We start from the raw sequence: 12,979 nt of genomic DNA, 5'->3' as shown, positions 1-12,979 counted from the left end.
CTAGAACTGCGTGTAGTCGATCGGCTTGTGGCGATCGAGCGTGCGGGTGACCGGCGGCAGCGGGTATTTCAGGCCGGTCGCGCAGTTGAACAGCATCACGCGGTCGGTCTTGCTGACGCGGCCGTCGGCGAGGCTGTCCTTGTAGGCGGCGTAGGTGGCGGCGCCCTCGGGGCATAGCAGCAGCCCCTCCTCGCGCGCGACCTCGTTCAGCGCCGACGAGATCTTGTCGTCGTCGACCGCGATGGCAAAACCCTTGCTCTCGCGCACCGCGCGCAGGATCAGGAAGTCGCCGATCGCCTGCGGCACGCGGATGCCCGACGCAATCGTGTGGGCGTCCTCCCAGCGCGTCGCATGCTCGGTGCCGGCGTCGTAGGCCCGCACCATCGGCGCGCAGCCCGACGCCTGCACCGCGACCATGCGCGGGCGCTTGGAGCCGATGAACCCGATCTTCTCCAGCTCGTCGAAAGCCTTCCACATGCCGATCAGGCCGGTGCCGCCACCGGTCGGATAGAAGATCACGTCGGGCACGTCCCAGCCGAGCTGCTCGGCGAGCTCCAGGCCCATCGTCTTCTTGCCCTCGATGCGGTACGGCTCCTTCAGCGTGGACGTGTCGAACCAGCCGACTTTTGCCTTGCCTTCGCCGACGATCTTGCCGCAATCGTCGATATAGCCGTTGACGCGATAGACGGTCGCGCCCTGAAGCTCGATTTCGCTGACGTTCACCTCCGGCGTGTCCGCCGGGCAGAAGATCGTGGTCTTGATGCCGCAGGAGGTCGCGTAGGCCGCGAGCGCTGCGCCGGCATTGCCGTTGGTCGGCATCGCCATGTGCTTGATGCCGAGCGCCTTGCCCATCGACACCGCCATCACGAGGCCGCGCGCCTTGAACGAGCCGGTCGGCAGGCGTCCCTCGTCCTTGACGATGATCTCGCCGCCGCCAAGCTTGGTGCCGAGCTTCGGTAGCCGGATCAGCGGCGTCGTGACCTCGCCGAGCGAGACGATGTCCTTGCATTTGCGCACGGGCAAGAGCTCGCGGTAGCGCCACATGTCGCCAGGACGCTGGGCAAGCGCGTCCTTGGTCAGCGCCTTCTTCACGCCCGCGAGGTCGTAGCGCACCAAAAGCGGCTTGCCGGCCTTGGAGAGATTGTGGACCTGGTCGGCAGCGTAATGATCGCCTTCCATCGCGCATTCGAGATGAGTGACGAAGGTCGGGCGTTCGATGGTGAGATTGTCGTTATCGTGCATGGGTTGACCCCTCTTGTTGTTCTGCTTGGTTACTATTGAACTCGTCACCCTGAGGTGCCGGAGCGAAGCGGAGGCCTCGAAGGGCGACGAGCCCGGCTGCTGCATCTCGGCCGTTCACCCTTCGAGGCTCGCTTTGCTCGCACCTCAGGATGACGGATCGGGCACGGCGCCGCCGTCCAATCCTCAAATATTCAACACCCTTCCATACGCATCGAGCACGGCTTCCTTCATCATCTCCGACAGGGTCGGATGCGGGAACACCGTGTGCATCAGCTCTTCTTCGGTCGTTTCCAGGTTCATGGCGACGACGTAACCCTGGATCAGCTCGGTGACTTCAGCACCGACCATGTGGGCGCCGAGGAGCTGACCGGTCTTCTTGTCGAAGATCACCTTGACCAGGCCCTGATCCTCGCCCAGCGCAATCGCCTTGCCGTTGCCGACGAAGGGGAAACGGCCGACGCGGATCTCTCGGCCACTTTCCTTGGCCTTGGCTTCGGTGAGGCCGACGGAGGCGACCTGCGGCTGGCAATAGGTGCAGCCCGGGATCAGGTTCTTGTCCATGGGATGCGGATGCAGGCCCTTGATGGCCTCGACGCAGATCACGCCTTCATGCTCGGCCTTGTGCGCCAGCATGGGGGGACCGGCGACGTCGCCGATCGCGTAGATACCGGGGACGTTGGTCTTGCCGTAGCCGTCGATGACGATACAGCCCCGGTCAGTCTTCACACCGAGCTTTTCGAGGCCGAGATTCTCGATATTGCCGACGACGCCGACCGCCGAGATCACCCGCTCGAACTCGGTGGTGACGGGCTTGCCCTTGCCGTCGTCGATGGTGGCGACGACGCTGTCGGCCTTCTTCTCCAGCTTCGTGACCTTGGTCGAGGACATGATCTTGATGCCCTGCTTCTCCAGACGCTTGCGGGCGAGGCCTGCGATCTCGGCGTCCTCGACGGGCAGGATCTGCGGCAGCACCTCGACCACGGTGACCTCGGAGCCCATGGTGTGGAAGAACGAGGCGAACTCGATGCCGATCGCGCCGGAGCCGACGACCAGCAGCGACTTCGGCATCTTCTCCGGGACCATCGCTTCAAAATAGGTCCAGATCAGCTTCTTGTCAGGCTCGAGCCCGGGCAGCACGCGCGGCCGCGCGCCGGTTGCAATAATGATGTGCTTGGCCTGGTAAGCCCCCTCGCCCAGCGCGCCCTTCGGGCCCTCGACGTCGGACTTCTTCACGGTGACCTTGCCGGGCGCGTCGATCGAGGCCGCGCCCCAGATCACGCTCACCTTGTTCTTCTTCATCAGGAAGCCGACGCCGTCGTTCAGCCGCTTCGAGACGCCGCGCGAACGCTGCACCACGGCCTTCGGGTCGAACGAGACCTTCTCCGCCGACAGGCCGTAATCCTTGGCGTGCTGCATGTAGTGGTAGATCTCGGCGGAGCGCAGCAACGCTTTGGTCGGGATGCAGCCCCAGTTCAGGCAGATGCCGCCGAGATAGGACTTCTCGACGATCGCGACCTTGAGGCCGAGCTGGGCGGCGCGGATCGCGGTGACATAGCCGCCGGGGCCGGAGCCGATGATGATGACGTCGAAGGATGTATCGGCCATGGCGGCTCCCGTTCAACTCAAGCGGTCGTTGCGCCGCGGGCGCGGCGATTGCGGATGTAGCTTCTGATCAGCCATTCCGAGAGAATGGCGGCCGCCACGACGGCGAAGATGGTGAGCGCGATCGGCGCCCAGATGTTGCGCGACAGCGCCTCGCCGGCGAAGAAGGCGGCGTCAACGATGTCGCGGCCGAGCGGGCTGAGCGTGAGGATCAGCGAGACCAGCATCGAGATCCAGGGCCAGCGCGTCCTCATGCGCCATCTCAGACCATCATCATGACGGGATTTTCGATCAGCTGCTTGAACGCGCCGATCAGCTCGGCGCCAAGCGCGCCGTCGATGGCGCGGTGATCGCAGGACAAGGTCACGCTCATCATGTGCGCAATCTCGATCTTGCCGCCACGGACGACGGGCCGCTCCTCGCTGGTGCCGACCGCGAGGATCGTCGCATGCGGCGGGTTGATCACGGCGGTGAAGTGGCTGATGCCGAACATGCCGAGGTTGGAGACCGCGGTGGTGCCGCCCTGGTATTCCTCCGGCTTCAGCTTGCGCGAGCGGGCGCGCGCGGCAAAATCCTTCATCTCGTTGGAGATGGTGGAGAGCGTCTTGGTCTCTGCCTTGCGGATGATCGGCGTGATCAGGCCGCCGGGCATCGCCACGGCAACACCGACGTCGGAATGGTGGTGCTTGACCATGCCGCTTTCGGTCCAGCTGACGTTGCAGTTCGGGATTCTCTGGAGCGCAACGGCCATCGCCTTGATAACGAAGTCGTTGACCGAGATCTTGTAGAGCGGCTTCTTCTCCTTGTCCTTGGGAGCAGCCGCATTGATCTCCTCGCGCGCGGCGAGCAGCTTGCCGATATCGCAGTCGATGGTGAGGTAGAAGTGCGGGACGTTCTGGATCGACGCAGTCAGGCGCTGCGCGATCGTGCGGCGCATGCCGTCATGCGGCACGATCTCGTAGGAGCCGGGCTCGAACAGCGACAGGATCTGCTTGTCCGACATGGTCGGCGCGATCGAGGGCGCCCCGGACGGCGCAGCGGCAGGCGCCTTCAGGCCCTTGCCGGACTTGGCTTGCTCGACGTCACGCGCCACCACGCGGCCGTGCGGGCCGGTGCCCGTCACCATCGACACGTCGATGCCTGCATCCTTGGCGAGACGGCGCGCCAGCGGCGATGAGAACACGCGGCCGCCATGGCCGTTGCTCTGCGCGGCCGGAGCTGCGGCCTGCGGCGCCGGTGCAGCGGCAGGCGGCGGTGCTGCCTTGGGCGCGGCAGGCGCAGCCGCGGCGGCGGGCGCCTCAGGAGCTTTCGGAGGTGCGGCCGAGGCGCTGGGCTTGGCGGCACCAGCCGCCTTCACGTCCTCGCCCTCGCCGGCCAGCACGGCGATCACGTCGTTGACCGGGACGTCCTGCGTGCCCTCGGGCACGAGGATCTTGGCGATCGTGCCTTCGTCGATCGCCTCGACCTCCATGGTCGCCTTGTCGGTCTCGATCTCGGCGATGACATCGCCGGATTTGACCTTGTCGCCTTCCTTCTTCAGCCACTTGGCGAGGTTGCCCTTCTCCATTGTCGGCGAGAGAGCGGGCATCAGGATGTTGATGGGCATGCTGACCTCAAGAAGAACTTTGCAATACGTCGTCTCCGACAGCGAAGACGACCAGGTTTAGTTGCCGATGTCGCCCTGCCAAAGGCGCTCGTTGGCAGGGATGGAACGCCAATTCTTCATCATGGTGATGGAGCGGTCGTCGGCAAGGTCGATCCAGGGGATGCCGAACTTGTCGAGGATGTCCTTGGAGCCCGGGAAGGTGACGGATTCTCCGATCACCACCAGCTTCACCTTGAACAGAGCGAGTGCGCCGGCACACATCGAGCATGGCGACAGCGTGGTGTACATGACGGTGTCGTGGAACGAGATCACGCCGGCTTCGCGCAGGCAGCTCATCTCGCCGTGGAGGATGACGTTCTTTTCCTGCACGCGGTTGTTGTGGCCGCGGGCGATGATCTCATTGCCGCGCGTCAGCACGGCGCCGATCGGCAGGCCGCCCTGCGCGATCGAGGCCTCCGCCTCACGGATCGCCTCCAGCATGAAATCGAAATGATGGGCTTCGATCGCCACGATCAGTGCCCCTTCCCGCGCGGTGTCGTCGTGCCCGTATCGGTTGGCCGTTCAATCTCCGCCTGGAACATCTCGAGGATCCGGCTCAGCGCATCCTCCTCGGTGTATTCGCTCTCGCGCGCATAGGCGCGCGCCGCGTGACGGGCGAGATCGACGAGCAGGAGGCCCCACATGTCGGGCTCCTCGAAGGCGCGCTGGAACGCCATTGACAGCCCGCCGTCCAGCACGAATACGCGCAGGATCTCGACCGCATCGTCGCGGGCGAGGACGTCGGGTGGCAATGGCTGCTCCTTCGGGCCCGCCATGATCTACCTGTAGCAGACGGCTTTGGCGGCCTCGACCACTTCGGCTGCCGACGGCAGCGCGAGCTTCTCCAGGTTCGCGGCATAGGGCATCGGCACGTCCTTGCCGGAGACGCGCGCGACCGGCGCGTCGAGATAGTCGAAGGCGTTCTCCATGATGCGCGCGGCGATCTCGGCGCCGACGCCGCTCTGTGCCCAGCCCTCTTCCACCGTGACCGCACGACCGGTCTTCTTGACCGAGTTGACGATGGTCTCGGTGTCCATCGGCCGCAGCGTGCGCAGGTCGATCACCTCGGCTTCGATACCGTCCTTGGCGAGTTCGTCGGCGGCCTTCAGCGCATAGGTCATGCCGTTCGACCAGGAGATGATGGTGACGTGGCTGCCCGAACGCACGATGCGCGCCTTGCCGATCGGGATCACGAAGTCATCGAGCTTCGGCACTTCGCCGGTATGGCCGTAGAGCACCTCGTTCTCGAGGAAGATCACCGGATTGGGATCGCGGATCGCGGCCTTGAGCAGGCCCTTGTAGTCCGCTGCGGAGAACGGCGCGACCACCTTGAGACCCGGGACGTTGGAATACCAGGACGAGTAGTCCTGGCTGTGCTGGGCGGCGACGCGCGCGGCGGCGCCGTTCGGGCCGCGGAACACGATCGAGCAGCCCATCTGGCCGCCGGACATGTAGAGCGTCTTGGCAGCCGAGTTGATGATCTGGTCGATCGCCTGCATGGCGAAGTTGAAGGTCATGAACTCGACGATCGGCTTCAGCCCGGTCATGGCAGCGCCGACGCCGATGCCGGCAAAGCCGTGCTCGGTGATCGGCGTGTCGATGACGCGCTTGGCGCCAAATTCCTGCAACAGGCCCTGGGTCACTTTGTAGGCGCCCTGATATTCAGCGACTTCCTCGCCCATCACGAAGACGTCGGCGTCGCGGCGCATCTCTTCGGCCATGGCGTCGCGCAGCGCTTCGCGGATGGTCTGTGTCACCATCGCGGTGCCGGCGGGCACTTCGGGATCGGGTTCGGCGACGGCCTGGGGTGCAGGCGCGGCCTTCGGCGCCGAGATCATCGGCTTGCCTTCGCCGACCGGCGAGCGGGATTCGGCGACTTCCTGCGCGACGCTCGGCGCGGGCGCGGCCGGCGCCTTGGCGAGATCGGCGGCCGTCTCGCCATCGGCGAGGATGGTCGCGATCGGCGTGTTCACCGCAACGTCGGCGGTGCCCTCGGGGATCAGGATCTTGCCGAGCGTACCTTCATCGGTCGCCTCGACCTCCATGGTCGCCTTGTCGGTCTCGATCTCGGCGATGACGTCGCCGGACTTGATCGTCTCGCCCTCTTTCTTCAGCCACTTGGCAAGGTTGCCCTTCTCCATCGTGGGCGACAACGCGGGCATCAGCACTTGAATTGGCATATCGACTCCAAAAGAAAGCTTGCGCGCGTTCAGCGATAAATGTCGGTCCAGAGCTCGGCGGCATCCGGCTCGGGATCGTGCTGGGCGAAGTCGGCGGACGCATTGACGATGTCGCGGACCTCGGCGTCGATCGCCTTGAGATCGGCCTCGCTCACCTTGGCCGCGAGCAGGCGGTTGCGCACCTGCTCGATCGGGTCCTGGTCGTGGCGGACTTTTTCGACCTCTTCGCGCGTTCTGTACTTTGCGGGGTCGGACATCGAGTGGCCGCGATAGCGGTAGGTCTGCATCTCCAGGATGAAGGGGCCCTTGCCGGCGCGGCACCAGGCGGCCGCCTCCTCGCCCGCGGCCTTCACGGCGCGGACGTCCATGCCGTCGACCTGCATCCCGGGGATATTGAAGGACGCGCCGCGCTTGGAGAAATCCTGCTGCGCCGAAGCACGCGACACCGAGGTGCCCATGGCGTAGCGGTTGTTCTCGATGACGTAGATCACCGGCAGCTTCCAGAGCTCCGCCATGTTGAAGCTCTCATAGACCTGGCCCTGGTTGGCCGCGCCGTCGCCGAAATAGGTGACGCTGACATTGTCGTTACCACGATAGTGGTTGGCGAAGGCCAGACCCGTGCCGAGCGAGACCTGGGCGCCGACGATGCCGTGGCCGCCGTAGAAGTGCTTCTCCTTGCTGAACATGTGCATGGAGCCGCCCTTGCCCTTGGAATAGCCGCCGCGCCGGCCGGTGAGCTCGGCCATGACGCCGTTGGCCTCCATGCCGGTGGCAAGCATATGACCGTGATCGCGATAGCCGGTGATGACCTGATCGCCCTGCTTCAGGGCCATCTGCATGCCGACCACGACGGCCTCCTGGCCGATATAGAGGTGGCAGAAGCCGCCGATCGCGCCCATGCCGTAGAGCTGGCCGGCCTTTTCCTCGAACCGCCGGATCAGGAGCATGTCGCGGAGCGCTTTGAGCTCCTGCTCTCTGGTGAATTCCGGGGGCGAACCGCCGTCGGTCTTGTCCTGTGGAGTGCTTGCGGCGGCTTTCTTGGGTGCGGCCATGGGAATTCCGGGTCAGAGAAAACTTCAGCCCTCTCTAACCCAAGTCAAACGCCCTTGGAAAGGACCGCGGCGGCATGGCGCGACTTTCATTATGCCGCACTGCAACGTGACCGAAACTTTGCAAAACCTTTGGCGCCGATCGGGCAACTTTAGCTCACCGGTCAGCGAAGGGAACGTGAGCAGCCAACGCAGAGAAATCGGACGCGCTGTTTTGTATCCGAAATCCCACGCGCGTCCGATTCGCCGTACCGGCCTTACCAGCCCAACTCGCGCAAATACGCAGCCCGGGCGGCAACGCCGGTATGCGTGAAGTCGCTGAAGACCCCATCGACGCCGAGCCGGTAGAATTTGAGATATTCAAGGCTCGGGTCGCCGCGATAGTCGGCGGCAAGATATTTCTTCTCGTTCCGAAACGTGAAGACATGGACGAAAAGACCGAGCTTGTGCGCGTCCGCGACAAGGCTGGTCGCGTCCTGCGTCGAAGCCTCCGGCGTCGATCCCTTGTAGGGCGTGCCATCGGCGTTGCTGTCCTTCCACGGCGCGATCTTGAGCGGAACGATATAGGCCTTCCACGGACCGATGCCCTCGGCATAGGTCTTGATCTCGGCAAGCCCCTCGGGCGTCAGCATCGCATCGTACAGGCGGGCCTCACCCGCAACGGTCCAGTCGAACGGGCGCGAATTCGTGATGTTGTTGAGGAGAACCTTGCCGGTTTTGAAGTCGATTCCGTTGCCGTCGACGAGTTGGACCTGCCGCGTCTGAAGGCCGTGGCTGCGCATATATTTCAGGCTGCCGGGCTCGAAGCTCTGAACCAGGATGGGAGCGTCCTTGGTGTTGAGGCCGTTATCCCCGATGATCTTGATCAGGGCATCCTCGAGCGGACGGCTGCCGGCCGCACCGCAGCCATTGGCGATCGCCTGGGCATTGTTCCAGGTCGGGTTCTTGGTTTCGGGATAGACGAGGATGGACCGCCCGGTCTCCTTGCTCTTGACCTTGGCGATGTCGATGACGTCCTGGAAGCTGATGATCGGGAGTTTGCCGTTGAAGACTTTCGGCCGCTCGTTGGCCGCGTCATAGGTGGTGCCGCCGATCCATTGCTTCAGCTCGGCCATGGTGAAATCGCTGATCGACCAATCGTTGGTATGATCCTCGCCGTCGACGATCAGCGACTTCAGCACCGATTTGGGATCGGCCGGGTCGCTGAGATCCGTCAGGTAGTCGGCAGGCACGCCGGTGGCCGACGGCGCCTTGACGCGCACACCGGGCACGGTCCGCTTGCGGGCAGCGACGGCCGCATTGATCTTCGCCACCTCGGCAATGTTGGTGTTGTCGCTCAGCCAGGGGTTATGGCGCACGACCAGAACGCAATCCTTGGTCAGCTGCAAATCCTCTTCGAGCGCATCGGTCCCGAGCGCAGCGGCGAGGTCGTACGACGCCTCGGTCTCTTCAGGTACCAGGCCCGGCAGGCCGCGATGGCCAAGGACCAGCGGCGCCTTTCCATCGACGGTCAGGAAGGGCTTGGCGCCGGCTGGCGCCGGGCCGGACTGTGCGAAGGCCATCGACAGCGGCAGCACCGCCGCGCCGAACAGCATCGCTGCGACACCCATTGTCCGTCCTGAACGACTGTTCCGCATCACCGAGCCTCCGTCTTTGCGCGGCATCGCTTCGAATGCTGCGGGCGCCGAACCGGATACGGTCGGCGCTGTCGTCTTGTCTCAAGACTCTGACAGACAGATGACGGCGGAGAGGGCAGCGCAAGGTTGCGCCGCCCTCTCCTGCCCGATCAGATCTTGCCCCATCAGATCTTGCCCGATCAGAAGAAGCCAAGCTTCTTCGGGCTGTAGCTGACCAGGAGATTCTTGGTCTGCTGGTAGTGATCGAGCATCATCTTGTGGGTCTCGCGACCGACGCCCGACTGCTTGTAGCCGCCGAACGCGGCATGCGCGGGATACGCATGGTAGCAGTTGGTCCAGACCCGGCCGGCCTGGATAGCCCGGCCGAAGCGGTAGCAGCGGTTGGCATCGCGACTCCAGACGCCGGCTCCCAGGCCATAGAGCGTGTCGTTGGCGATCGCGAGCGCTTCGTCATCGGTCTTGAAGGTCGTGACCGAGACGACGGGACCAAAGATCTCCTCCTGGAAGATTCGCATCTTGTTGTGGCCCTCGAACACCGTTGGCTGGACGTAGAAGCCGCCGGACAGATCGCCGCCGAGCTCGGCACGACCGCCGCCGGCCAGCACCTTGGCGCCCTCCTGCTTGCCGATGTCGATATAGGAGAGGATCTTGGCGAGCTGCTCGCTAGATGCCTGCGCGCCGATCATGGTGTCGGCCGCACGCGGGTCGCCCTGCTTGATCGCGGCGACGCGCTTCAACGCCCGCTCCATGAAGCGGTCGTAGATGTCGGCGTGGACAATCGCCCGGCTCGGACAGGTGCAGACCTCGCCCTGGTTCAGCGCAAACATCACAAAACCTTCGATCGCCTTGTCGAAGAAGTCGTCGTCCTCTGCGGTGACGTCGTTGAAGAAGATGTTCGGCGACTTGCCGCCGAGCTCGAGCGTGACCGGGATCAGGTTCTGGCTGGCATATTGCATGATCAGCCGGCCCGTCGTGGTCTCGCCGGTGAAGGCGATTTTCGCGATCCGCGGGCTGGACGCGAGCGGCTTGCCGGCTTCGAGGCCAAAGCCATTGACGATGTTGAGGACACCGGGCGGCAGGAGATCGCCGATGATCTCGGCCCAGACCATGATCGAGGCCGGCGTCTGCTCGGCCGGCTTGAGCACGACGCAATTGCCGGCGGCAAGCGCCGGCGCGAGCTTCCAGCATGCCATCAGCAGCGGGAAGTTCCAGGGGATGATCTGGCCGACCACGCCGAGCGGTTCGTGGAAATGATAGGCGATGGTGTCGTGGTCGATCTCGCCGATCGAGCCTTCCTGTGCGCGCACCACGCCGGCGAAATACCGGAAATGATCGATCGCGAGTGGCAGGTCGGCGGCGCGGGTCTCGCGGATCGGCTTGCCGTTGTCCCAGGTCTCGGCAATCGCAAGGCGCTCCAGATTCTCTTCCATCCGGTCGGCGATCCGGTTCAGGATCGCGGCGCGCTCGGCGACGCTGGTGCGTCCCCAGGCGCCCTTGGCGGCGTGCGCCGCATCGAGGGCGGCCTCGACGTCCTGCGCGTCGGAACGCGCGATCTTGCAGACGATCTGGCCGTTCACCGGCGAGGCGTTGTCAAAGTACTTGCCGGAGATTCGCGCGACGAATTTGCCGCCGATGAAATTGTCATAGCGTTCGGCGAAGGGAACCTGGGTGACGCCGAGGAATTCCACCTTGTTCATTGATCACTCCCGATGTTTGCTGTTTGCGCAATTCGTCGCGTGTTCACGACTTGCGCCGACGATGTCGCGGGAGCGTTTTTCTGTCAGCCCGGGCGTGAGCGATGGCCGGGGTAACCTGTCGCAGTTCTGCGACAGGTGACGCAGCTCCCCCCACACACTCAGCCCTCATCCTGAGGAGCGCGCTCTTGCGCGCGTCTCGAAGGATGGCCGCGGGCACAGCCAGGCCTGCATGGTTCGAGACGGCCGCTTCGCGGCCTCCTCACCATGAGGGTCGAGTTGGTGGGCGCGGAAGAAAAATAGAGCCGCAGCTCAGTGCTTCAGCTCGAACCGCTTCAGCTTCCTGTGCAGCGTGGCGCGGCTGACGCCGAGGGCTTTGGCGGCGGCCGAAACATTGCCGCCCGCGCGCAGCAGCGCCCGCTGCAGCACCGCGCGCTGGCCGCCCGCAAGATGGTCATGCGCGGGTTCGCCGCCGAGGAGGTCAGCCGCGGGAACAGGCTGCAAGAGACGGCCGGGCGCAATCCCGAGTCCCACCCGCGCGGACCGGGTCGCGCCGATCACGAGATCATCCGCATCGACCGCGACGAGGCCGCCGGTCTGGCCGTCGGCGCCTTGCGTCAGCACGATGCGGGCATGGGCGAAGGCGCGGCGAAACAGATCAGCTTCGATGCGCCTCGCCGCCTCACCTGCCGCGAGCGCGATCAGATTGGAAAACGCATCGGTCCGGTCGGCGCGGCAGGAGGAGACATCGAGCACGCCCGCAAACGCCGCCTCGTGGTCGTAGATCGGAACGGCGGTGCAGCTCAGAAGCGTGTTGCGGGTGAAGAAATGCTGGTCGCGGTCGATCGTCAGCGGGCGCTGCTCGACGACGCAGGTGCCGATGCCGTTGGTGCCTTCATGATCCTCGCTCCAGAGCGCGCCGGTCCACAGGCCCCAGGATTGGAACGTCGCATCGTCCACCGCTGTGCCGCGGCGGTCGACCGGCACGCCCGCGCCGTCGGCGAGCAGCACGCAGCAGCCGCTCGCGCCGACCGCCTGATAGAGCCGGTCCATCGCGCTTTGCGCGGCGGCGAGCAACGGCGCGACGCGCTCGCGCGCCTGCCGCAACTCGACATCACTCAGCCGCATCGGCGCACTGCGGCCGGCGGGATCGAGATGATGCAATCGGGACGAACGGCGCCATGAGGCCACCAGCGCGGAGCGCGCGGCCTGGCCTGACGCAATGGCGGCCTCGACGCGGGCCGCGTGATGCCGGGACATTGGCCCATTCATCACTGTTTCCTCCGGGTGGCAGTCTAGGCTGCGCCGGCACGGCCCGGTTGATCTGCGTCAACTCAGGCAGACGGCGGCAGAAGCCATGGGGCCGTTGCCGCGTTGCCGTCAAGGCGGCAGCCCGGTTCCAAGCCTAAGACTTTCGGTAGAATTGCTACACGGTTGCGGGATTTCGGCAGCGGCTTTCGATGCCGGTTTCGAATGCAGCGAAAAGCGCTACTTGGCCGGGATCATCCGAACGAGATCGCGCGGATTGACATAGTCGAGCTGATAGCGCGCCCGCTCGTCCAGCATGTCAGGATCGATCCGCGATGTCCGCAGCAGCGACACGCGCTGCTCGCTCTTCGCGCGCTCGCGCTTGAGCTGGGCCAGCTCGCTCGTCAGCGCGATGATCTCCTGGTCGAGTTCCTGACGGGCGTTGAGGCCGTATTTGCCGGTGTAGGCGTTGACGCCGAAATAGCCGACGATAGCGGCCGCCATCGCATAGAGGGCAAGGCCGGTCAGGATCGATTTCAGGCGCGCGCGGGAGACCATCTTGGGAAGATGCGGCAGGTTGGTTAAGGGAGTGCTAATCGCCCCCCTTCGCGTTCCAATCCCTACTCCCAGCCGCCATGCCCGGCCTTGTGCCGGGCATCCACGTTTTTCGTCACCGCGAGCC

The 12,979-nt window shown here is 64.8% G+C and carries 12 protein-coding genes; all 12 read right to left on the bottom strand.

The features are described 5' to 3' along the window. The 12 genes from AB7G19_RS20395 to AB7G19_RS20340 all read right to left on the bottom strand — a co-directional run bounded on the left by AB7G19_RS20395 (position 1) and on the right by AB7G19_RS20340 (position 12,855). Positions 1–1,242: a threonine synthase gene (locus AB7G19_RS20395; RefSeq protein WP_354097611.1), complete on the bottom strand. Its 1,242-nt coding sequence runs from the start codon at positions 1,240–1,242 to the stop codon at positions 1–3. 183 nt (positions 1,243–1,425) lie between these two features. Beyond that, entirely contained in the window at positions 1,426–2,847 is a 1,422-nt protein-coding gene (lpdA, locus tag AB7G19_RS20390; protein ID WP_208087044.1) for a dihydrolipoyl dehydrogenase, read from the bottom strand. 17 nt (positions 2,848–2,864) lie between these two features. Further along, complete coding sequence (locus AB7G19_RS20385; RefSeq protein ID WP_354097612.1) at positions 2,865–3,098, bottom strand: hypothetical protein; 234 nt, start codon at positions 3,096–3,098, stop codon at positions 2,865–2,867. Positions 3,099–3,106: 8 nt separating this feature from the next. After that, a complete protein-coding gene (locus tag AB7G19_RS20380; protein ID WP_354097613.1) occupies positions 3,107–4,450 on the bottom strand; it encodes a pyruvate dehydrogenase complex dihydrolipoamide acetyltransferase in 1,344 nt (447 codons plus the stop codon). 57 nt (positions 4,451–4,507) lie between these two features. Beyond that, positions 4,508–4,960: a nucleoside deaminase gene (locus AB7G19_RS20375; protein ID WP_014495015.1), complete on the bottom strand. Its 453-nt coding sequence runs from the start codon at positions 4,958–4,960 to the stop codon at positions 4,508–4,510. A 2-nt stretch (positions 4,961–4,962) separates the two neighbouring features. After that, positions 4,963–5,265, bottom strand: coding sequence for a DUF5076 domain-containing protein (locus AB7G19_RS20370; RefSeq protein ID WP_028149595.1), 303 nt, complete (start codon positions 5,263–5,265; stop codon positions 4,963–4,965). A gap of 3 nt (positions 5,266–5,268) precedes the next feature. Then, positions 5,269–6,669, bottom strand: coding sequence for a pyruvate dehydrogenase complex E1 component subunit beta (locus tag AB7G19_RS20365; RefSeq protein WP_354100069.1), 1,401 nt, complete (start codon positions 6,667–6,669; stop codon positions 5,269–5,271). A gap of 29 nt (positions 6,670–6,698) precedes the next feature. After that, on the bottom strand, positions 6,699–7,721 hold the full coding sequence (gene pdhA / locus AB7G19_RS20360; RefSeq protein ID WP_063983080.1) for a pyruvate dehydrogenase (acetyl-transferring) E1 component subunit alpha: 1,023 nt from the start codon (positions 7,719–7,721) through the stop codon (positions 6,699–6,701). A gap of 254 nt (positions 7,722–7,975) precedes the next feature. Beyond that, positions 7,976–9,328, bottom strand: coding sequence for a glycerophosphodiester phosphodiesterase family protein (locus AB7G19_RS20355; protein ID WP_441268037.1), 1,353 nt, complete (start codon positions 9,326–9,328; stop codon positions 7,976–7,978). A 206-nt stretch (positions 9,329–9,534) separates the two neighbouring features. Beyond that, positions 9,535–11,052 carry an aldehyde dehydrogenase gene (adh, locus tag AB7G19_RS20350; RefSeq protein WP_441268036.1) on the bottom strand — a complete coding sequence of 506 codons (1,518 nt, stop codon included), beginning with the start codon at positions 11,050–11,052 and terminating at the stop codon, positions 9,535–9,537. 309 nt (positions 11,053–11,361) lie between these two features. Next, on the bottom strand, positions 11,362–12,321 hold the full coding sequence (locus tag AB7G19_RS20345) for a helix-turn-helix domain-containing protein (protein WP_354097616.1): 960 nt from the start codon (positions 12,319–12,321) through the stop codon (positions 11,362–11,364). Positions 12,322–12,537: 216 nt separating this feature from the next. Continuing rightward, positions 12,538–12,855, bottom strand: coding sequence for an FtsB family cell division protein (locus tag AB7G19_RS20340; RefSeq protein ID WP_354097617.1), 318 nt, complete (start codon positions 12,853–12,855; stop codon positions 12,538–12,540). Between the last annotated feature and the right edge of the window lie 124 nt (positions 12,856–12,979).

Source organism: Bradyrhizobium sp. 215_C5_N1_1 (genome assembly GCF_052075935.1).
Taxonomy (GTDB): domain Bacteria; phylum Pseudomonadota; class Alphaproteobacteria; order Rhizobiales; family Xanthobacteraceae; genus Bradyrhizobium; species Bradyrhizobium barranii.
Note: the sequence above shows the minus strand (reverse complement) of the source record. Positions and strands in the feature narration are given on the sequence as shown.

Bases quoted from the DNA above. Each gene is read 5' to 3' on its own strand.
- AB7G19_RS20365 (WP_354100069.1), bottom strand. From the start codon at position 6,669: ATGCCAATTCAAGTGCTGATGCCCGCGTTGTCGCCCACGATGGAGAAG.
- AB7G19_RS20385 (WP_354097612.1), bottom strand. From the start codon at position 3,098: ATGAGGACGCGCTGGCCCTGGATCTCGATGCTGGTCTCGCTGATCCTC.
- AB7G19_RS20345 (WP_354097616.1), bottom strand. From the start codon at position 12,321: ATGAATGGGCCAATGTCCCGGCATCACGCGGCCCGCGTCGAGGCCGCC.
- AB7G19_RS20380 (WP_354097613.1), bottom strand. From the start codon at position 4,450: ATGCCCATCAACATCCTGATGCCCGCTCTCTCGCCGACAATGGAGAAG.
- AB7G19_RS20340 (WP_354097617.1), bottom strand. From the start codon at position 12,855: ATGGTCTCCCGCGCGCGCCTGAAATCGATCCTGACCGGCCTTGCCCTC.
- AB7G19_RS20395 (WP_354097611.1), bottom strand. From the start codon at position 1,242: ATGCACGATAACGACAATCTCACCATCGAACGCCCGACCTTCGTCACT.
- AB7G19_RS20370 (WP_028149595.1), bottom strand. From the start codon at position 5,265: ATGGCGGGCCCGAAGGAGCAGCCATTGCCACCCGACGTCCTCGCCCGC.
- lpdA (WP_208087044.1), bottom strand. From the start codon at position 2,847: ATGGCCGATACATCCTTCGACGTCATCATCATCGGCTCCGGCCCCGGC.
- AB7G19_RS20355 (WP_441268037.1), bottom strand. From the start codon at position 9,328: ATGGGTGTCGCAGCGATGCTGTTCGGCGCGGCGGTGCTGCCGCTGTCG.
- adh (WP_441268036.1), bottom strand. From the start codon at position 11,052: ATGAACAAGGTGGAATTCCTCGGCGTCACCCAGGTTCCCTTCGCCGAA.
- pdhA (WP_063983080.1), bottom strand. From the start codon at position 7,721: ATGGCCGCACCCAAGAAAGCCGCCGCAAGCACTCCACAGGACAAGACC.